Source organism: Streptomyces sp. NPDC088554 (assembly GCF_044752945.1).
Lineage (GTDB): Bacteria > Actinomycetota > Actinomycetes > Streptomycetales > Streptomycetaceae > Streptomyces.
Genome location: NZ_JBIVMF010000011.1, coordinates 58,395 through 78,911, shown reverse-complemented (window position 1 = coordinate 78,911; position 20,517 = coordinate 58,395). Strand labels below are relative to the sequence as shown.

General features: G+C 70.5%; 17 protein-coding genes. 5 read left to right on the top strand and 12 right to left on the bottom strand.

Translation table 11 applies throughout. The annotated features are described in order from the left end of the window. Positions 1-30: 30 nt before the first annotated feature. On the bottom strand, positions 31-954 hold the full coding sequence (locus tag ACIP8W_RS14950) for an intradiol ring-cleavage dioxygenase (protein ID WP_401955091.1): 924 nt from the start codon (positions 952-954) through the stop codon (positions 31-33). Between the two features lie 109 nt (positions 955-1,063). After that, positions 1,064-1,960 (bottom strand): hypothetical protein, encoded by an 897-nt coding sequence (locus ACIP8W_RS14945; protein ID WP_402203219.1) that lies wholly within the window; start codon positions 1,958-1,960, stop codon positions 1,064-1,066. Positions 1,961-2,381: 421 nt separating this feature from the next. On the opposite strand from ACIP8W_RS14945, the gene ACIP8W_RS14940 reads away from it, so the two are divergent. Then, positions 2,382-2,933, top strand: a complete 552-nt coding sequence (locus ACIP8W_RS14940) for a DoxX family protein (RefSeq protein ID WP_401955087.1) — start codon at positions 2,382-2,384, stop codon at positions 2,931-2,933. A gap of 137 nt (positions 2,934-3,070) precedes the next feature. Here the strand turns inward: ACIP8W_RS14940 and dacB are convergent, their stop codons facing one another. The 5 genes from dacB to aspS form a co-directional block, all read right to left on the bottom strand. Next, positions 3,071-4,405 (bottom strand): D-alanyl-D-alanine carboxypeptidase/D-alanyl-D-alanine-endopeptidase, encoded by a 1,335-nt coding sequence (dacB, locus tag ACIP8W_RS14935; RefSeq protein ID WP_401955085.1) that lies wholly within the window; start codon positions 4,403-4,405, stop codon positions 3,071-3,073. 205 nt (positions 4,406-4,610) lie between these two features. Then, positions 4,611-4,820 carry a DUF397 domain-containing protein gene (locus tag ACIP8W_RS14930; RefSeq protein WP_401955083.1) on the bottom strand — a complete coding sequence of 70 codons (210 nt, stop codon included), beginning with the start codon at positions 4,818-4,820 and terminating at the stop codon, positions 4,611-4,613. A 24-nt stretch (positions 4,821-4,844) separates the two neighbouring features. After that, the gene (locus ACIP8W_RS14925) at positions 4,845-5,057 is read right to left on the bottom strand and encodes a DUF397 domain-containing protein (RefSeq protein ID WP_402203218.1); all 213 of its coding nucleotides are present in this window, start codon (positions 5,055-5,057) and stop codon (positions 4,845-4,847) included. After that, positions 5,054-5,497, bottom strand: coding sequence for a DUF5753 domain-containing protein (locus ACIP8W_RS14920; RefSeq protein ID WP_401955079.1), 444 nt, complete (start codon positions 5,495-5,497; stop codon positions 5,054-5,056). The genes ACIP8W_RS14925 and ACIP8W_RS14920 overlap by 4 nt, the downstream gene beginning before the upstream one ends. Positions 5,498-5,678: 181 nt before the next feature. After that, positions 5,679-7,475 (bottom strand): aspartate--tRNA ligase, encoded by a 1,797-nt coding sequence (aspS, locus tag ACIP8W_RS14915; protein WP_401955077.1) that lies wholly within the window; start codon positions 7,473-7,475, stop codon positions 5,679-5,681. 239 nt (positions 7,476-7,714) lie between these two features. On the opposite strand from aspS, the gene ACIP8W_RS14910 reads away from it, so the two are divergent. Beyond that, positions 7,715-9,958 (top strand): SpoIIE family protein phosphatase, encoded by a 2,244-nt coding sequence (locus ACIP8W_RS14910; protein ID WP_402203216.1) that lies wholly within the window; start codon positions 7,715-7,717, stop codon positions 9,956-9,958. Between the two features lie 85 nt (positions 9,959-10,043). Here ACIP8W_RS14910 and ACIP8W_RS14905 read toward each other — a convergent pair whose 3' ends face one another. The 3 genes from ACIP8W_RS14905 to ACIP8W_RS14895 all read right to left on the bottom strand — a co-directional run bounded on the left by ACIP8W_RS14905 (position 10,044) and on the right by ACIP8W_RS14895 (position 12,985). After that, positions 10,044-11,126 carry an AI-2E family transporter gene (locus tag ACIP8W_RS14905; RefSeq protein WP_401955331.1) on the bottom strand — a complete coding sequence of 361 codons (1,083 nt, stop codon included), beginning with the start codon at positions 11,124-11,126 and terminating at the stop codon, positions 10,044-10,046. Between the two features lie 195 nt (positions 11,127-11,321). Beyond that, positions 11,322-12,275 carry a pirin family protein gene (locus tag ACIP8W_RS14900; protein ID WP_401955073.1) on the bottom strand — a complete coding sequence of 318 codons (954 nt, stop codon included), beginning with the start codon at positions 12,273-12,275 and terminating at the stop codon, positions 11,322-11,324. 233 nt (positions 12,276-12,508) lie between these two features. Continuing rightward, complete coding sequence (locus ACIP8W_RS14895; protein ID WP_401955071.1) at positions 12,509-12,985, bottom strand: SseB family protein; 477 nt, start codon at positions 12,983-12,985, stop codon at positions 12,509-12,511. A gap of 186 nt (positions 12,986-13,171) precedes the next feature. Between ACIP8W_RS14895 and ACIP8W_RS14890 the strand changes: the two genes are divergently transcribed. Further along, positions 13,172-14,998, top strand: coding sequence for an acyl-CoA dehydrogenase (locus ACIP8W_RS14890; RefSeq protein ID WP_401955069.1), 1,827 nt, complete (start codon positions 13,172-13,174; stop codon positions 14,996-14,998). 221 nt (positions 14,999-15,219) lie between these two features. Beyond that, positions 15,220-16,539: a M18 family aminopeptidase gene (locus ACIP8W_RS14885; RefSeq protein ID WP_401955067.1), complete on the top strand. Its 1,320-nt coding sequence runs from the start codon at positions 15,220-15,222 to the stop codon at positions 16,537-16,539. Positions 16,540-16,555: 16 nt separating this feature from the next. On the opposite strand, the gene ACIP8W_RS14880 is transcribed toward ACIP8W_RS14885, so the two are convergent. Beyond that, entirely contained in the window at positions 16,556-18,418 is a 1,863-nt protein-coding gene (locus ACIP8W_RS14880) for an NHL domain-containing thioredoxin family protein (protein ID WP_401955065.1), read from the bottom strand. Positions 18,419-18,615: 197 nt separating this feature from the next. After that, a complete protein-coding gene (locus tag ACIP8W_RS14875; RefSeq protein WP_401955063.1) occupies positions 18,616-19,437 on the bottom strand; it encodes a carbon-nitrogen family hydrolase in 822 nt (273 codons plus the stop codon). A 175-nt stretch (positions 19,438-19,612) separates the two neighbouring features. On the opposite strand from ACIP8W_RS14875, the gene ACIP8W_RS14870 reads away from it, so the two are divergent. Further along, complete coding sequence (locus ACIP8W_RS14870; RefSeq protein ID WP_401955061.1) at positions 19,613-20,437, top strand: maleylpyruvate isomerase family mycothiol-dependent enzyme; 825 nt, start codon at positions 19,613-19,615, stop codon at positions 20,435-20,437. Positions 20,438-20,517 lie beyond the last annotated feature (80 nt).

The following is a 20,517-nucleotide window of genomic DNA, read 5'->3' as shown; positions in this document are numbered from 1 at the left end:
TCCGTCCGGCAGGGCGCGCGGCTCAGTGGGTCACAGACCGGTGCCCTCGTTGGTCTCGTCCGGGTCGACGCCCATGGTGATCGAGCCGACGACACCGCGCGCCATGTTCGTCTTGCTGTACGTGAGCTTCAGCAGCCCGCCCTGGACACCGCTCTGGTCGTAGATGGTGTCCTCGGTGAGGGTCGTGCGGCGGGCGGTGTTGGTGACGTACGGCTCCAGCCCCACCGAGTCGAGGACCGCGTCCTCCGCGAAGAAGAACTGGCCGGTGTGGCAGGTGTGACCGCCCTCGTAACCGGAGTCGGTCATCTTGCCGTCGACGTGCACCTTGGTGTGGATGTGGACGGCGCGGCCCTGGTACCAGCCCGGGAAGATCGTCTTGAACTCGACGTAGCCCTTCTTGTCGGTGACCTGGGTGCCGCGTAGATAGCGCTCGTCGTCGGTGGGCTCCTCGTGCCCGCCGCCACCGCCACCGCCGGGGCCGCCGGGACCGCCGGTCGGGGGCTCACCGGTGGGCGGGGTGCCGCCGCCGGGAGCGCCGCCACCGCCGGAGCCCATCGCCTCGTACCCGGAGTAGACGCCCATCGCCGTGCAGTGCCAGACATCGACGGCCGCGGCCGCCACCGGCTTGCAGGTCTCCGAGTCGATCACCTTGAGGCGGAGGGTCATGGGAATGCCCGGCTCCCCCTCGGTGATGTCCTTTCTGATCTTGTCTGCGTCGATGTAGTACGGGCCCTCGGTGGTCTGCGAGGTGAGGCGGTAACACACCTCGGTCGCGTCGCCGGAGGCGGCGGCCTTCGGGGTGGTGGGCGTGGTGCTCTCACCGGCGGACGCGGTGGTGACGGCCATGGCTCCGATACCTGTGGCCGCGACGGCCGCACCGCTCGCCACGATAACCCGACGACGCGTCAGATTCCTTTTGTCGTTGGGGACTTGGTCTTCCTGAGTTCCTGTCATGAGACGGACAGTAGGAACCGAAGCTGGCAGTGAGATGGGAGTGAGCTGTGAACTCCGAGAGCTCCGTATGTTTCGAGCCACCCCCGTCCATCGAGGCCTTCGGCGGTCCTCAGTGGGTCAGCGACTCCGCGTCCCCCATCACCACGACGGGCTCCTTCTCCGGGTCCAGCAGCCGCAGCAGCTCCGCCATCCGGGCCCGGGGAACCGAGACACACGCCTGGGTGGGGCCGCCGTGGTCCACATGGATCCAGATGCCGCCGCCCTTCTCCGCACCGAGCGGCCGGGTCCAGTCGAGAGGGCTGGTGCCGGGCCGGCGGTTGTAGTTGATCGCGACCACATAGTCGAAGGACCCTTCGAGCGACTCGCCCTCGAACCCCTCGCCCTCGACGGAGAAGGCCGGGTCGCGGTCGTACGGGAGTTCCGCACCCGGATCCGGCAGCAGACCGCCCGCGTCGGTGAGGGTGAACACCCCGATCGGTGAGCGCAGATCGCCCTGGACATGGTCGTCGGTCCAGCCGCGCAGGGCGTTGTGCGCGGGCCAGGCTTCGGTGACGGGCTCCCAGCCGATGACCGGATCCCGCTCGTAGACGGTAACGGTGGCATCGCTGGAGTCGCGGTCGGTGCCGGACGCCACGACCGCCTGGGTGGCCTCCGGGGAGATCCTGGCGCGGGTCCTGGGGCCGAGCCCGGGAATCTCCTTCGGCTCGACGGACCGCGCCTCCAGCGGCCCGGGACCGGCGGCGCCCGTCGCGGTGGCGGTCGCGGTGGTCGTACCCGTGGCGTCCTTGGCCGTGTCCCCGGCGGTGCCCTTGGCCGTACCCCTGGCGTCCTTGTCGTTCATGGCGGCGGGCCCGCCCGACGCGGAGCCCGGCTTGTCGGCCGTCGTCGCGCTCCCCCCGTCGGCGAGGCCCGCGCAGCCGGTGACCAGCAGACCGATCGTCACCAGCAGCGCCACGGCCGGCCGTGGCCGCCCTCTGCGGACAGTGCGGACGGAGCGCACAGACATGTACGGGCCTTTCATTTCACGTCCCGGGAGTGGGTGATTCATCGGTCCTTGCCAGGAAGTTTGCGCTGGCGATCATCCGATGGACGTCCTCGACGATCCCCGGCGAGTCGCTCGCGAGACAGCGGGCGAAGGTGACCGCCGCACCGGGGACGGGGACCACGACCAGCGGACTCTTGCACTCCTCGACGCCGCCCGACGTCCCGGCGGGACGCGGAAAGGACCTTGGACTCCCGCAGTTCGGGTGCGTCCCCGAACCCGTTCGGACGCGTCGGCCCCAGCCGGCCGCCCGCGGAACCCGGGCCCGACACGGACCCCTATTGTTCAAATTCGAAATAATGTGTACGGTCGAAGGGAAACTTGCTTCAATTTTCAAGCACATCCCGCCCGGGCCCCCACCCCCGCCCCAGGAGAGAACGCGCTCATGTCCTCCCCCACAAGCACCCTCGCCCGCCCCTCGGCCGACACCCCCGCCCCGCACGCCGCCACCCCGCACGCCTATGACGTGGGTCTGCTGGTCCTGCGCGTCGTACTGGGCCTGACGATGGCCGCGCACGGCAGCCAGAAGCTCTTCGGCTGGTTCGGCGGCGGCGGCCTCGACGGCACCGGGCAGTTCTTCACGATGAGCGGCTACCCGTCCGGCAAGACGCTGGCCCTCGTCGCCGGCATGACCGAGACCTTCGGCGGACTGGCGCTGGCCATCGGCCTGCTCACCCCGCTCGCGGGCGCCGCCGTCGTCGGCACGATGGTCAACGCCATCGTCGTGAAGGGCACCGGCAGCTTCTTCGCGCCCACCGGTATGGAGTACGAGCTGGTGCTCGCCGCGGGCGCCGCGGCCCTCACCCTCACCGGCCCCGGCCGCATCGCCGTGGACCGCTTCCTCCCCGGGGTGAAGGACCACCGCCTCGCCTACGGCACGGCCTCCGTGGCCCTCGGCCTGGTGGTGGCGGGCATCACACTGCTGCTCCGCAAGTAGCGAGCACCTCGCTCGTACCACCACCCGCTCACACCACTGCCCCGGCCCGCGCGAAGCGGGAACCGGGGCAGTGCGGTCTTCGGGTGTGTTCCGGGCGTGTTCCCGGGTTGAGGTTCCCCCGTGTGTTTCCGGGTGTGTTACGCCCAGCAGCCGTTGACGGTGGCGGCGAGGCCGTCCAGGGCGTCCCTGGTGGCGGCAGGTGTGGCGGTGGAGTTGTTCTCGATGAAGGAGAAGACCTTCCAGCGGCCGTCCTGCGCCTTCGTCAGCCCGCTCAGGGCGATGGCACCGGTGAGGGTGCCCGTCTTGGCCATGACCTGTCCGACCGCGCAGCTGGAGTCCGCCGTGTCGAACCGGCCCCACTCGGGCCCCAGAGTGGCGCCCGCCTCGCCCGCGACGGGCAGCCCGTCCACGATGTACTTCAGGGTCCGGCTGTGGCCCGGGTCGGCGGCCAGGTCGATGATGTCGGCGATGGTCTGCGCCGGGATGCGGTTGGCGCGGGACAGGCCGCTGCCATCGTGGATCTCGAAGTTGTCCAGCGAGATGCCGTACTGGCCGAGGACCTGGCGTACGACCGCCGTGCCGTCCTCGAAGGTGGCCGCGCGACCGGCGCCGATCGCGGTCTGCCGCAGCAGCGTCTCGGCGATGTCGTTGTCGCTCACCTTGAGCATGCGCTCCACGATCGTGGACAGCGTGCCGGACGTGTGCTGGGCCACCGGCGCGTCACCCGTACCGGCCACGCCGCGGGTGACCTCGCCGTCGACCGTGACGCCCCGCTCGGCCAGGAGCTTGGCGAAGGTGCCTCCGGCGTCCAGGGAGGTGTCCGTGACATTCTGCGAGTCCACCACCAGCGCGCGCACCGGTGCGATGGAGTCCGGGTAGTAGCCGTCGTTCCAGCCGGTGGCGAGCGTGGGCTCGGGGAAGAGGCTGTCGTCGACCCGGACCTTCACCGAGGTGAGACCCGCGGCCTTCAGCCCCGCGACGGCGCTCTCGGCGAGCGCGCCGAGGTCGGCGGTGGTCAGCGTACGGTCCCCGCCACCGACCAGGGTGAGCGTGCCGTCGCCGTAGACGACCTTCGTGGTGAACCGCTTGTCCGGGCCGAGAACCGTCAACGCGGCGGTGGCGGTGGCGAGTTTGGCGTTGGACGCGGGCATCAACGCGGTGGCCGCGTCGTGGCCCCAGACGACCTTGTCGGTCTCGGCGTCGATGACGACACCGCTGAGCGTGCTGCCGAGGCGCGGGTCCTGGCTGCGTGCGTTCAGGTTGTCCGCGATCTTCTGCTCGGTGGGATCGAGTTCGACGGCGACGGCCTTGGAATCGGCCTTGTCGGCGGCGAAGGCGGACGGACCGGCCAGGATCGCCCCGGCAACGGGGACGGCCACCGAGATCACGACCGCTCGGCGGAGCGCCAGGTTCGTCATCTTGGGCTTGCGGTGACGACCGCCGGAGCGTACGGGGGAGGGGGAATGGGACATGTGGGGGACCTCGGTGCGCAATGCGCGGGTGAAGGGGACGTGGGGAAAACCAAAACATTGAAGTTTAAAATAGCAACCTCTCCCACGCGACGGATCTTTCGCGGAATTTCCGCATGAGACCCACCACAATCAGGGGCCCCTACCCGCCGCCCCCCACAACTCCGCGCCCCTCGCCCACCACGGGCAGGGGGCGCGGCCGGGTGCGCTACACGCGAGGGAAGCCGTCGGCCTTCACCGTCGTCACGAACGCCCCCCAGGCAGCCGCGTCGAAGACGAGACCGGGGCCGAGGGGGGCTTTGCTGTCGCGTACGGGGACAGCGCCCAGGAGGTCGTCGCGGACCTCGACGCACTGGCCGTTCCCGCTGCTGTAGCTGCTCTTGCGCCAGTTCGCGGTCCCGCCGCTGGGAATGATCACGTCACTTGCCTTTCCACGAGGGGGTCACATGGACCCGGTGGCCCTCACCCCGCCGATGAAGGAGGTCCACGTCCGACTGGAGAACGGCAGCGCGGGGCCGCCCGGGGACTTGCTGTCGCGGACAATGGTCTCGGCGCCCAGTACGCCGGTCTCCACGCAGTTACTGTCGGCCCCGCTGTAACTGGACTTCCGCCACTCGACGTTCAGCGCTGAAGCGCTCGGGATGAACGTGCTCACTGGAGTGCATCCTTCTTGCCGGCGATAAGGGACAGCGACTGATCGAACGGCAAGGCGGAGGCGGTAAGCCGCTCGTACGCCTCGACGTACCGTTCCACCTCTGCGAGCTGTTCGATATAGAGACTACTTGCGAGGTGCTCCAACAGCACTACGTCGAGACCGGGCTGACCAAAGCCAAGCACCGTGAAACCGCCAGCAGTTCCAGGGTGCAACTCCGCTTCCAGCGGCAGGACCTGGACCGTTACATGAGGATAGGCGGCCAGATCCAGCAGCCTCTGCAACTGATCACGCATCACGCCCGGATCCGGGGTACGAACCGTCAACGCCGCCTCATGGATGATGGCCCGGAGCCTCAGGGGCTTCGGTCTGCTGAGTACGGATTGCCGAGCCATACGCACCTCTACGCGCGGGGCGATCTCCTCGACCGTCGCCGTCATCATGATGGCCCGAACAGCGACCTCCTGCGGGAGGACCCCGAATGGGACGCCCTCGTCACACGGCTGACCACCGGAGGGCACCCCGGCGACCGCCCGTAGACGGCGAGGCCCGGGAACGCGAAATCCCGCCCGCCGGGTCCGTGTTCGGATCCGGCGGGCGGGATTCCCGTACCAGCGACAGCGGTTACTCGGCCGACTTCTCCGCGGCCTTCTCCGTCGCCTTCGCCACCGGCTTGCGCAGTGCGATGTTCAGCTCGCGGAGGCGGGACTCGTCCAGCTCCGTGGGCGCGCCCATCATCAGGTCCTGCGCGTTGCCGTTGAGCGGGAAGGCGATCGTCTCGCGGATGTTCGGCTCGTCCGCCAGCAGCATCACGATGCGGTCGACGCCCGGGGCGATGCCGCCGTGCGGCGGGGCGCCGAGGCGGAAGGCGCGGAGCATGCCCGCGAACTCGTGCTCGACGGTCTCGCGGTCGTAGCCCGCGATCTCGAACGCCTTGAGCATCAGCTCGGGCTCGTGGTTGCGGATCGCGCCGGAGGACAGCTCGATGCCGTTGCAGACGATGTCGTACTGCCAGGCCAGGATATCCAGCGGGTCCTTCGTCTCCAGGTCCGCCAGGCCGCCCTGGGGCATCGAGAAGGGGTTGTGCGAGAAGTCGATCCGGCCGGTCTCCTCGTCCTTCTCGTACATCGGGAAGTCGACGATCCAGCAGAACCGGAACACGCCCTCCTCGAACTGCCCCGCGCGCTTGGCCGCCTCGACGCGGACCGCGCTCATGATCTTGGAGACCTCGTCGAACTCGCCCGCGCCGAAGAAGATCGCGTGGCCGGGGGCGAGCGAGAGGCGTTCGGTGAGGACCTTGACGTCCTCCTCCGTGAGGAACTTGGCGATCGGGCCGCTCAGCGCGCCGTCCTCGCCGACCCGCACCCAGGCCAGGCCCTTCGCGCCGTGCTCGACGGCGTACTCGCCCAGCCCGTCGAAGAACTTCCGCGACTGGCCCGCGGTGTCCGGCACCGGCAGGGCGCGGACGTGCTTGCCCGCGAACGCCTTGAAGCCGGAGTCCGCGAAGACGTCGGAGATGTCGACCAGCTCCAGCTTGGCGCGCAGGTCGGGCTTGTCGTTGCCGTACTTCACCATCGACTCGCGGAACGGGATCCGCGGGAACGGCGAGGTGACGTGGCGACCGCCGCCGAACTCCTCGAACAGCTCGGTCATGAGCTTCTCGATCGGCTGGAAGACGTCCTCCTGCTCGACGAAGCTCATCTCGACGTCGAGCTGGTAGAACTCGCCGGGCGAGCGGTCCGCGCGCGCGTCCTCGTCGCGGAAACAGGGCGCGATCTGGAAGTAGCGGTCGAAGCCCGAGATCATCAGCAGCTGCTTGAACTGCTGCGGAGCCTGCGGCAGCGCGTAGAACTTGCCGGGGTTCAGCCGGGAGGGGACGACGAAGTCACGGGCGCCCTCGGGGGAGGTCGCGGTGAGGATCGGGGTCGTCATCTCGTTGAAGCCGAGCGCGGTCATCTTGTGCCGGATGGCGGAGACGACCGCCGTACGCAGCATGATGTTGCGGTGCATGCGCTCGCGGCGCAGGTCGAGGAAGCGGTACTCCAGGCGGCGCTCCTCGTTGACCCCGTCCTCGGTGTTGATCGTGAACGGCAGCGGGCCCGCCGCGCCCAGGATCTCGACCTCGGAGACCTCGATCTCGATCTCGCCGGTCGCCAGCTCCGGGTTGACGTTCTCCGTACCGCGCGCGGAGACCTTGCCGTCGATACGGACGACGGTCTCCTTCGTGAGCTTGGACAGCTCCTCGTTGGCCGCGGTGCCGGGGCGGGCGACGAGCTGGACCAGCCCGTAGTGGTCGCGGAGATCGATGAAGAGGATGCCGCCCAGGTCTCGGCGATTGTGCAGCCAGCCGCTCAGCCGGACGTCGGCACCGACGTCAGAGGCGCGGAGCTCGCCGCAGGTGTGGGACCTGTACCGATGCATCGTCGTTCATCCACTCTTAGCAAGTCGGGGGTCGATCACGGAATCGAATGATCAGAATCAGAATCGGACGGTGAAGTCGTCCAGCACAACAGGTTACCGTCCAGCCGGGCGCCCCCTTTAAGTCCTGCCTTCGCCGGCGGCTCCGCCCCGCTCCAGTCCCTACCGCGTCGGCGCTCCCGCCTCCCCCTTGAGTCCTGCCTCGCTGGCGTTCCCGCACCAGATATTCATAAAGTAGGACAATGCGAACCGAGGATGTCCTGGCCGCGCTCAGCACCGGCCTCTGGAGCTGGGACACCGCCTCCGACATGGTCACCTACGACGCCGAGGGCGCCCGGCTGCTGGGCCTGCCCGCAGAGCCCACAGTCCTCAGCGCCGCCGCCGCGCGCGCCCGGTTCCACCCCGTCGACTGGAACGAGATCTACGGCATCATCCGCCTCGCCATCGCCGAGGACACCCTCGCCGAGGCCCGGCTGCGGGTCATGGACGGCAGCCGCCGGGTGCTCCGTACCGTACGGTCCCGCTGCAAGCCGGTCGTCATCCCGCTGCCCAACGGCGAACAGGCCATCCGGCTGTTCGGCACCATGCAGGAGGTCGCCGAGCCACGGCCGAGCACCGTCGTCGAGGGGACCTCCGTCACCGGCGACTGGCGCCGCTCCCGCGAGGCGTTCCTGCTGGACACGGGGCGGGCGCTGGCCGAGGCCCGGTCCACCACCGAGGTGCTGCGGGTCGCGGCCTCCCTCTCCATGCCGGGCTTCTCGCCGGACGTCCTCGCGGTCTTCAGCCTCTCCGGCGAGAGCCTGCGCCTGATCGGGCACTACAGGCAGTCACAGGCCCCCGAGGACGTCGTCCGGTTCGAGACGCTGCCGCTCGACTCGGAATCCCCGGCAGCCGAGGCAGTACGGACCGGGCGGCCCGTCTACCTCCGGACACCGGAGATGTACGCGGACCGCTACCCCGCCACCTGGCAGCACGTACGCCGCTTCGACCTCGGCTCCTGGGCGTTCGTACCGCTGATCGTCGCGGGCCGCACCCTCGGCACCTGGATGGCCGCCTTCAAACACCGCGTCGCGTTCTCCCCCGACGAGCGGTCCGTCCTCACCACGGTCGCGCGCATGCTGGCCCAGGCGCTGGCGCGCGCCGGGGTCGCCGAGTCCGAGCGCGAGCTGTCCCTCGGCCTCCAGCGCTCGATGATGCCGACGACCGGCCCCGAGATCCCCGGCATGACAGTCGCCGCGCGCTACGTACCGACCGGCGGCGGACTCCAGGTGGGCGGCGACTGGTACGACATGATCCCGCTCCCCGGCGGCGGTACGGGCCCGCCCGGCGGACGCCCCGGCGGGCGGTTCGCGCTGGTCATCGGGGATGTGCAGGGCCATGACGTACGGGCCGCCGGCCTGATGGGCCAGCTCCGGATCGCGCTGCGGGCGTACGCGTCCGAGGGGCACCGCCCGGACGCCGTGCTCTCCCGGGCGTCCCGCTTCCTCTCCGGGCTCCAGCACTACAGCGCGGGGGCCGGGACCGAGCGCCACGCCCCCGGCGGCCCCGTACCGCCCACGAAGTTCTCCGAGGAGGCGTACACCCTCGCCGCACCCCGCTTCGCGACCTGCCTCTACCTGGAGGTCGACCCGGACACCGGCACCCTCGACATCGCCCGCGCGGGCCACCCCGACCCGGTGATCCTCACCGTGGACGGCACCGCGGTCGTCCGGCCGACCGAGGGCGGGCTGCCGCTCGGCATCGAGGCCGACTCCGACTACCCGACGACCCGGCTGCGCCTGGAACCCGGCGAGACGCTGATGCTCTGCACCGACGGGCTGCTGGAGACCGGCGGCCACGATCCGGACACCGGCTGGGCCCGGCTGCGGCCCATCCTGGAGAAGCACAGCGGCGACCCCCTGGAGACGCTCGCCGACGCCCTGATCCAGGCCGTCCACGGCCCCACCTCGCACCGCACGACCGGGCCGCTCTCCGACCGCCGCGAGGACGACATCGCGCTGCTGCTCCTGGCCAGGGACCCCGAGCCCGCCCGTACCGCCGACGACACGGCGTGGCGTACCGCGCTGACCGTCGCACAGGCCGAACCGGAACGGATCGGGACGGTCCGGCGCCAGCTCCGCGAGCTGCTGCACGACTGGGCGGACGGCGAGCAGATCGACGCGGCGGAGCTGATGGTCTCCGAGATGCTGACGAACGTGCTGGTCCACACGGACGGCGACGCGCTGCTGGTCGCGGAGGCGCGCGGCACGCAGGGCGGGCGCCGGCTGCGCGTCGAGGTCGCCGACGCCAGCGACGACCTGCCCCATCGGCGCCACCCCGGCGAGCTGGCGTCCAGCGGGCGCGGGCTGATGCTGATGGAGATGCTGGCGGACGCGTGGGGGGTGGATCCGCGGGGCGAGGGGAAGTCGATCTGGTTCGAGCTCCACGAACGCGAACGCCACGAACGCCGACGCCAGGAAGACGAACGCCACGAACACCGACGCTAGGAAGACGAACGCCACGACGCCGACGCCAGGAAGACGAACGCCACGAACACCGACGCCAGGGACGCGAACGCCACGAACACCGACGCTAGGGACGCGGCGGGACCGGCGCCTCTCCCCCGCGCCGAGTGCCCTCGGGCCCGTACCGTTCCCGCAGCTCGGACAGGACGCCGAACGCCGCGGCCGTCAGCGGTACGGCGAGCAGCATGCCCAGGATCCCGGCGACACTCGCGCCCGCGGTGATCGCCAGTATCACCACGGCCGGATGCATCTGGACCGTACGGCTCTGGATCATCGGCTGGAGCACATGCCCCTCCAGCACCTGTACGGCGAGCACCACACCCAGCACCCAGACCCCGATCACCCACCCCCGGTCCGCGAACGCGACCAGCACGGCGACCGCGCCGGAGATGAACGCGCCGAGGTACGGGATGTACGCGCCCACGAACACCAGCGCCCCGAGCCCGACCGCGCCGGGCACGCGCAGGACCAGCAGACCGACGGTGATGCAGATCGCGTCGATGAGGGCGATGACGGTGGTCCCGCGCATGAAGCCCTCGACGGCCCCGAACGCCCTGCGCCCCATCGCCTCGACGGTCTCGCCGCTCTCCTCCGGGACGAAGTCCCTGACGGCGCGCACCGCCCGGTCGGAGTCGCGCAGGAAGAAGAACATCAGCAGCAGCGCCAGTACGCCGGTGGCGATCAGCTCGCCGACGACACTGATCCCGCTGAGCACCCCGGAGGCGGCGGTGGCGCCGAACTTCCCGAGCAGGTCCTTGGCGTTCTTCGCCAGATCGTCCAGGGAGGTCCCGGCGGCGCCGAAGTGCCGGCTCAGATCCTGCCCCGCCTGCCGCAGCGAGGAGACGATCTGATCGCCGCTGTCCACCAGCGCGCTGACGACGATATAACCCGCGCCACCGACCACGGCCACCACGGCGACGCAGGTCAGCCCGGCCGCGAGCGACTTGTTGAGCCGCATCGCGACGAGCCGCCGGTAGAGCGGCCCGAGCAGCGCGGTGCCGAGGAGGGCGAGGAGCACGGGCGTGACCGCGGTCTTGAAGGTGACGCACAGCCAGACCGCCACCGCCACGACGGCGGAGACCAGCAACAGCACCCCGCACCAGGTGGCGAGGCGGCGAGCGCTCGCGGGCACGAGGTCGGGGGAAGGCAGCGTCTGCACCCTCCCACCCGACCACGCCCCGCCACCCCTGTCCTGCGGGGACGGCCACGGGGGTGACCGGCGGGCGGCCGGGGCATCCGGGGGCGGCAGCCCGCAGGCCGTACGGGTATCCGGGCCGGACGGAGAACGGCCCCGGCCGCCCGCGTTCGGTCTGCGGGCGGCCGGGGCCGGCTGTGGAGAACGCTGTTACGCGTGTGCCGCCGGGACCGTTCCCAGGCGGCCTGCCTGGAAGTCGTCGAAGGCCTGCTTCAGCTCGGCGTGGCTGTTCATGACGAACGGGCCGTAGTGCGCCATCGGCTCGCGGATCGGGCGGCCGCCCAGGAGGACGATCTCCAGGTCCGGGGTGTTCGAGTCCTGCGACTCGTTCGCCCGTACGGTGAGTGTGCCGCCCGCGCCGAACACCGCCGTCTGGCCGGTGTGGATGTGGCGCCGGTCCGTACCGACCGTGCCGCGACCGGCCAGGACGTACGCGAGGCCGTTGAAGTCCTCGCGCCAGGGGAGCGTCACCTCGGCGCCGGGGCGCAGCGTCGCGTGGATCATCGTGATCGGGGTGTGGGTGACGCCGGGGCCCTCGTGGCCGTCCAGCTCACCCGCGATCACGCGCAGCAGCGCACCGCCGTCGGGGGACGTCAGCAGCTGGACCTGGCCGCCGCGGATGTCCTGGTAGCGAGGGTTCATCATCTTGTCGGACGCCGGGAGGTTCACCCACAGCTGGAGGCCGTGGAACAGCCCGCCGGACATGACCAGCGACTCCGGCGGCGCCTCGATGTGCAGCAGGCCGGAGCCCGCCGTCATCCACTGGGTGTCCCCGCTCCCGATGGTCCCGCCGCCGCCGTTGCTGTCCTGGTGGATGAAGCTGCCGTCGATCAGATACGTGACGGTCTCGAAGCCCCGGTGGGGGTGCCAGGGGGTGCCCTTCGGCTCTCCCGGGGCGTAATCCACCTCGCCCATCTGGTCCATCATGATGAACGGGTCGAGGTGCTGGTAGTGGATCCCCGCGAACGCGCGGCGCACCGGGAAGCCCTCACCCTCGAACCCGCTGGGCGCGGTCGTGACGGCGAGCACGGGGCGGGCCACGGCGTCGGCCGGGACCGCCACCCGGGGCAGGGTCAGCGGGTTTTCGACGGTCACTGCGGGCATGGAGAGCCTCCTCGGGAGTATTCACCACTTAATTTAGTTGAATGGTGAACATCCCGCAAGGGTCTCCTCATTCCCGGACTCCCACGAACCCCCGGAATCCCCGCCCCGCCCCCGCCCGGACATGACTCTGGGGTCCGTGCCGGCCGGCACGGACCCCAGGAAGGAGCAGGAGGGAACAGGAAGGAGACGGAAGGAGACGGAACGGGACGGAAGGAGCGGGAGAAGGAGGAGCGTCAGCCGTACATACGGCGCATCGCGAAGTCCACCATCTGTTCGACCGCCTTCGCGTCGAACACCATCCGGTGGTCACCCTCCATGTCGAGCACGAAGCCGTACCCCGTCGGCAGCAGGTCGATCACCTCCGCGCCCGTGATCACGAAGTACTTCGACTCCTTGCCCGCGTACCGCCGCAGCTCCTTGAGCGTGCTGAACATGGGGATCACCGGCTGCTGCGTGTTGTGCAGCGCGAGGAACCCCGGATTGTCGCCGCGGGGGCAGTAGACCTTCGACGTGGCGAAGATCTGCTGGAAGTCCTCGGCCTGGAGCGACCCCGTCGTGAACGCCCGTACGGCGTCACCGAGCGACGGAGGCGACGGTTCCGGATAGAGCGGCTGCTCGCCGTAGCCACCCGCACCCGCACCGCCCATCGGCTGCTGCGGCTGCTGCGCGTACTGCTGCTGAGCGCCAGGAGTCTGGTCGTAGCCGTACATGCCGCAAGAGTACTGAGGAACGCGCCCCCCGGAGGCCGCGTTCCCCGGGCGGACTGGATCATCGCCGGGATCCCGTCGGAACCGTCCCCGGAATCGAGTGGGGTTGCATCTTATTACCGATGGGTAGCATCATCGTAGCTACTTGCCGGTACATCCGGTCCATCCGATCCATACGGAGTCGTCGCCATGGGGCACTACAAGTCGAATCTCCGCGACATCGAGTTCAACCTCTTCGAGGTCCTCGGGCGCGACAAGCTGTACGGCACGGGTCCGTTCGCGGACATGGATCCGGAGACCGCCAGGTCGATCCTGGCCGAGATCACGCGCCTCGCCGAGAACGACCTCGCGGAGTCGTTCGCGGAAGCGGACCGTACGCCCCCGGTATTCGACCCCGAGACCAACACCGCACCCGTACCCGCGGCGTTCAAGAAGAGCTACCAGGCCTTCATGGACTCCGAGTACTGGCGCCTCGGCCTGCCCGAGGAGATCGGCGGCACCCCCTCCCCCCGCTCCCTGATCTGGGCGTACGCGGAGCTGCTCCTCGGCTCGAACCCGGCCGTGTGGATGTACGCCTCCGGCCCGGCGTTCGCCGGTGTCCTCTTCGACGAGGGCAACGAGCAGCAGAAGAAGATCGCCGCCATCGCCGTCGAGAAGCAGTGGGGCTCGACCATGGTCCTCACCGAGCCGGACGCCGGCTCGGACGTCGGCGCGGGCCGCACGAAGGCCGTCGAGCAGCCGGACGGCAGCTGGCACATCGAGGGCGTGAAGCGCTTCATCACCTCGGGTGAGCACGACATGTCGGAGAACATCCTCCACTACGTCCTCGCCCGCCCCGAGGGCGCCGGCCCCGGCACCAAGGGCCTCTCCCTCTTCCTCGTACCGAAGTACGAGTTCGACCCGGAGACCGGCGAGCTGGGCGCGCGCAACGGCGCGTACGCGACGAACGTCGAGCACAAGATGGGGCTCAAGGCGTCCAACACCTGCGAGATGACCTTCGGCGACCGCCACCCCGCCAAGGGCTGGCTGATCGGCGACAAGCACGAGGGCATCCGCCAGATGTTCCGCATCATCGAGTTCGCCCGGATGATGGTCGGCACGAAGGCCATCGCCACTCTCTCCACCGGCTATCTGAACGCGTTGGAGTACGCCAAGGAGCGCGTCCAGGGCTCCGACCTCGCGCAGTTCATGGACAAGGCCGCGCCCAAGGTCACCATCACGCACCACCCCGACGTGCGCCGTTCGCTGATGACGCAGAAGGCGTACGCGGAGGGCATGCGCGCCCTGGTCATGTACACCGCCTCCGTACAGGACGAGATCGCCGTCAAGGAGGCCGAGGGCGACAGCGCCAAGGCGCTGCACGGGCTGAACGACCTGCTGCTGCCCATCGTCAAGGGCTACGGCTCCGAGCGGTCGTACGAGCAGCTGGCCCAGTCGCTCCAGACCTTCGGCGGCTCCGGCTACCTCCAGGAGTACCCGGTCGAGCAGTACATCCGGGACTCCAAGATCGACACCCTGTACGAGGGCACCACGGCGATCCAGGGCCAGGACTTCTTCTTCCGGAAGATCGTCCGGGACCAGGGCCAGGCGCTGAACACCCTCTCCGAGGAGATCAAGACCTTCCTCGCGGTCGGCACGGGCGGTACGGAGCTGGCGCCCGCCCGCGCCGCGCTCGCCAAGGCCGCGGCGGACCTGGAGGCGATCGTCGGGCAGATGCTGGCCGACCTCACCTCCACCGGGGACGACGTCAAGAACATCTACAAGGTCGGGCTCAACACCACGCGCCTGCTGATGGCTTCGGGCGATGTCGTCGTCGGCTACCTGCTGCTGCGCGGCGCGGCCGTGGCGGCGGAGAAGCTGGAGACGGCCGTGGCGAAGGACGTGCCGTTCTACCAGGGCAAGATCGCGGCGGCGAAGTTCTTCGCGGCGAACGTGCTGCCGGGCGTCTCGGCGGAGCGCGCGCTCGCCGAGGCCGTCGACAACTCGCTGATGGAGCTGGACGAAGCGGTGTTCTAGGGCCGTTGGGTTCCCTCGAACGCCGAGAGTACGTCAGGGCGTCTCCCCCGCCATGGGGAGGCGCCCTGACCGCTGTCCGGGTTCCGCACCGCTCCCGCCCCGCCGCCACCGCCGCGTTTGCGTGGCTGATCCACCCATGTGCGGAGCTTGTCCCGCACTGGCACATGCCGTTGCAACCGGCGCCGGGTTCGCTGACGGACCCCGTCGTTATGGTGAACCCCATGAGCAATTCCGTCCGCTTCGACCGCGGCCACACCGACGACCTCATGTCCTTCCTCGCGGCCAGCCCGTCGCCGTACCACGCCGTGGCCAACGCCGCCGAGCGCCTGGAGAAGGCGGGCTTCCGGCAGCTGCGGGAGACGGATGCCTGGGACGGGTCGACGGGCGGACGGTTCGTGCTGCGCGGAGGGGCGCTCATCGCCTGGTTCGTACCGGAGGGCGCCGAGCCGCACACCCCCTTCCGGATCGTCGGCGCGCACACGGACTCGCCCAACCTGCGGGTCAAGCCGCTGCCGGACACCGGGTCGTACGGCTGGCGCCAGATCGCCGTCGAGATCTACGGCGGGACGCTCCTCAACACCTGGCTCGACCGCGATCTCGGGCTCGCCGGCCGGATCACCCTGCGCGACGGCTCGCACCGGCTGGTCAACATCGACCGGGCGCTGCTGCGCGTGCCCCAGCTCGCCGTCCATCTGGACCGCTCGGTCAACACCGACGGCCTCAAGCTGGACCGGCAGCGGCACATGCAGCCGATCTGGGGGCTCGGGGAGCCCGCCGAGGGCGATCTGATCCGCTTCGTGGCCGAGGAGACCGGCGTCGACGCCGGGGACATCACCGGCTGGGACCTGATGCCGCACGCCATCGAGCCGCCCGCCTACCTCGGCCGCGACCGCGAGCTGGTGGCCGGCCCCCGGATGGACAACCTGATCTCCGTGCACGCGGGTACGGCGGCGCTGGCCGCGGTCGCCACCGGATCCGGGGCCGTGTCCGGCGGGGAGCACCCGCCCCTCCCGTACATCCCCGTGCTCGCCGCCTTCGACCACGAGGAGAACGGCTCCCAGTCGGACACCGGCGCGGACGGCCCGCTGCTCGGCACGGTGCTGGAGCGCTCGGTGCTCTCCCGCGGCGGTACGTACGAGGACCGCGCGCGGGCCTTCGCGGGCACGGTCTGCCTTTCCTCGGACACCGGCCACGCCGTCCACCCGAACTACGGCGACCGCCACGACCCGACGCACCACCCGCGCGCCAACGGCGGCCCGATCCTCAAGGTCAACGTCAACATGCGGTACGCGACGGACGGCAGCGGCCGGGCCGTCTTCGCCGCGGCCTGCGAGAAGGCGGGCGTGCCGTGGCAGTCGTTCGTCTCGAACAACTCGATGCCGTGCGGGACGACGATCGGCCCGATCACCGCCGCCCGGCACGGCATCCAGACCGTCGACATCGGCGTCGCGATCCTCTCCATGCACAGCGCCCGCGAACTGTGCGGCGCCGACGACCCGTTCCTGCTGGCGAACGCGCTGGCGGCGTTCCTGGAGGGCTGACCGTCTCTGCCACGGCCTACGCGTCGAGACCGGCCAGTACGAGCCCGAGCCGGGCCGTTCCCTCCGGGGTGACCCGTACGGGAACACCCCAGTCCTGCTGGTGGACATGGCACGCCGGGTACTCGTTGAGCGGATCGTCGTCGCAGGACGCCGCCATCGCCGAGACATGGAGGACGCCCTCCGTGACCCCGTCCGCCAGGACCAGGTCGCGGCCGAGGTCCGTACCGGCGCCGGCGCCGGACGCGAGCAGCTCGGGCGGGGTCGCGGAGACCAGGAGCCGGGTGGACGGGCCGTAGCGCGTGTCCAGCTTCTGGCCGGTCGGCGCGGAGAAGACGATGTCCAGCCGGAGCGCGCCCGGGGCGACCTCGGTGGCGGCCCGCCGGGTGCGGTGGGCCACGGACTCGACCCGTACCGCCTCGTCCGGCAGGCGCAGCCGGGTCAGCCGGTGGCGGGCGGACTCGACGACGACGATGTCCTCGCCGACCAGCACCGCGTCGCTGGGCTCCCGCAAGTCGGTGGCCAGCGTGGTCAGTTCACCGGTCGCGGGGTCGAAGCGGCGCAGGGCGTGGTTGTAGGTGTCCGACACGGCGACCGAGCCGTCCGGCAGCGCCGTGACGCCCAAGGGGTGCTGGAGCAGCGCCTGTTCGGCGGGGCCGTCGCGGTGGCCGAAGTCGAAGAGACCGGTGCCGACGGCCGTACGGATCACGAACCCGCCGCCCTCGCCGTCGCCTTCCCCCTCGCCGTCCCGCTCCACGTACCGCAGGGCGCTGCTCTCGGAGTCGGCGATCCACAGCCGGTCCCCGTCCGCCGACACCGCGAGCCCGGACGGCTGCGAGAACCACGCCTCGGCGGCGGGCCCGTCCACCAGCCCCTCGTTGGTGGTGCCCGCCGCGACGGCCACGGTCCCGGTCGCCGGATCGTACGTCCACAGCTGGTGGACGCCCGCCATGGCGATCCACACGCGCCCCGCCCACCAGGCGACGTCCCACGGCGAGGAGAGGGCCACCTCCCGCGCGGGCCCCGAGGTGGGCGACCCCTGCCACCACTGCCGGCCGGTCCCGGCGACGGTCCCGACGGCGCCGGTGGCCGGGTCGTACGAACGCAGCGCGTGGTTGACGGTGTCCGCGACGATCACCGTGCCATCGGGCAGCAGCGCCAGCCCCTGCGGTTCGCTGAACGACTCGGGCCCGAACCCCCGCGCGCCGGTCCCGATCCGCCGTACGACGCTCTCGCCGTCCGGGGCCAGCTCGACGAGCTGGTGCCGGGTCGAGTCGGAGACCAGCAGATTCCCGCCGGGCAGCACGAGCGCCTTCCCCGGGAACCGCAGATCGCTCGCGACCGGCTCCGGCGGTACGTACGGACCATTCCCGCGCCGCAGGGTGCCCTTCGCCGCGTGCTCCGTCTCCAGCTCGGCCACCAGCTTCTCGATGGCGTGCGCGTGTCCCTCGCCCGCGTGCTGGGCGACGACATAGCCCTCGGGGTCGATGACGACCAGCGTGGGCCAGGCCCGTACGGCGTACTGCTTCCAGGTGGCCAGCTCGGGGTCGTCCAGAACGGGGTGATGCACCTCATAACGCTCGACGGCGTCAACGACCGCCTGGTGCTCGGCCTCGTGCACGAACTTCGGCGAGTGGACGCCAATGATCACCACGGTGTCGCGGTGCTTCTCCTCCAGCCCCCGCAGCTCGTCCAGGACATGCAGACAGTTGATGCAGCAGAAGGTCCAGAAATCCAGAATGACGATGCGTCCCCGCAGCTCAGCGAGGGTGTACGAAACATCGCCAGTGTTCAGCCAGCCGCCCTTGCCGATCAGTTCGGGGGCGCGGACGCGGACACGGCGGGACGGGGTGGAGGCGGGGGCGGGAGTCGCATCGGTCATGCGCCAAGGGTGCCACTCCCCACCCCTTCCCCCACCGGCCGGGCCCGTTCTGTCGCCCCCTGTCGGCGACGGACGTCGAGCCCTGCCGGCGACGGACGTCGCCCCCTGTCGGCGACGGACGTCGAGCCCTGCCGGCGACGGACGTCGAGCCCTGCCGGCGGCGGACGTCGGGCCCGTCCACGGCGGATCGGCGGGCGTCAGCCCTGCCGGGACGACGGCGCGGCCAGCCCCAGCCGCCGGTCCCTCAGCACCGGGAACTGCTCGCGGGTCACCGCGACCTTCCCCGGGTCGAGGTCGACCGTCAGGACCTCCTCGCCCGTCCCCGCCTCGGCGAGCACCTCGCCCCAGGGGTCCACGACGATGCTGTGGCCCGACTGCTCGACCCCGGCGTGGGTTCCGGCGGTGGCGCAGGCCAGGACGTACGCCTGGTTCTCCACGGCACGGGCCGTGGCCAGCAGCGTCCAGTGCGCGCGGCGGCGGGCGGGCCAGCCGGCGGGGACGGCGAAGAGCTGCGCCCCGGCGTCGGTCAGGCCGCGGAACAGCTCGGGGAAGCGCAGGTCGTAACAGGTGGCAAGGCCGAGGGTGAGCCCCGGCCCGGCGGACCCGGCCGGCAGCCGTACGGTGGCGAGTTCCTCGCCCGCCTCCATCAGCGTCGCCTCGCCCTTGTCGAAGCCGAAGCGGTGGATCTTGCGGTACGTACGGACCAGCTCACCGGCGGGGGACAGGACGAGCGAGGTGTTGTACAGCCCGCCGTCGGCGGCCCGTTCGACGATGGACCCGGCGTGCAGCCAGACCCCCGCGTCACGCGCGGCGCCCGACATCGCCTCGAAGGTGGGCCCGTCCAGCGCCTCGGCCGCCGCCTCGAACGAGTCGAACGCGAAGGCTCCGACCGGCCACAGCTCGGGGAGCACGACGAGATCGGCGCCCCGTTGTTCCCGTACGAGAGAGGCCACCCGACGCCTGCGGGAATCGGCCGATTCGTCGGGGTCCACCGCGATCTGGAGCAGAGAGGCGCGCACAGTACCACCGTCCTGGCATTCGAGCCGTCAACACGGGCCTACGATCGTCACACGAAAGCACTGCCGGGGTGCCACCAGGGAGCGTAACTTAGCTGCCGAACCTCCCCGCAGCCCGCAGCCGCTCCCCGCCCGCCAGCAAGCCAGCCCGCGTACCGCAGAACCGCCGAGGGGTCCCGTGACCGTCCATCCCAGCCTTCAAAACTACGCCGATGCCTGGGCCCATTCCATCGAAGCCATAATCGAGTTGGCGCGGCCGCTCGTCGACGGCGAATGGAACCGGCGCACGCCGTGCCCGAACTGGTCCGTACGGGACATCGTCTCGCACGTCATCGGCATGGAGAGCGAGATGCTCGGGGATCCACGGCCCATCCACTCACTGCCACGCGATCTATACCACGTGCAGAGCGAGTCCGCCCGCTATATGGAGCTACAGGTCGACGTGCGGCGGCACCACACCTCGCTGGAGATCGTCTCCGAGCTGGAGTACACGATCATCCGCCGCAACCGGCAGCTGCGGAACGAGACCCGCTCCCCCGACACCATGGTCCCCGCGCCGGTGCGCACCCAGCAGACCCTGGAGAACGCCATGCGGGCACGCGCGTTCGACGTGTGGGTGCATGAGCAGGACCTGCGGTACGCGCTGAACCAGCCCGGCAACATCGACTCCCCCGGCGCCCTGATCGTCCGCGACACGCTGTTGGCCGCGCTGCCGAAGGTCATCGCCGAGGACGCGGGCGCCCCGCCGAACTCCGCGGTGGTCATCGATGTGACGGGCCCGCTGGAGTTCCTCCGTACGGTCAGGGTGAACGCGGACGGACAGGGTTCGATCGACGGGTCGCCGTCGCTCGGCCCGGTGGTGACGCTGACGACGGACTGGGAGACGTACTACCGGCTGGCGTGCGGACGGGTACGGCCCTCGGCGGTCGGGGACCGGGTGAAGACGGACGGGGACGAGGAGCTGGCGGAGGCGATTCTGCGCGAGTTCGCGGTGACGAAGTAAGACGGAGCGACGGGGGTGGTACGTCCCTGGTGCGCCAAGACCCCGGCACACCAGGGACGTACTCCACCACCCTCCGCACG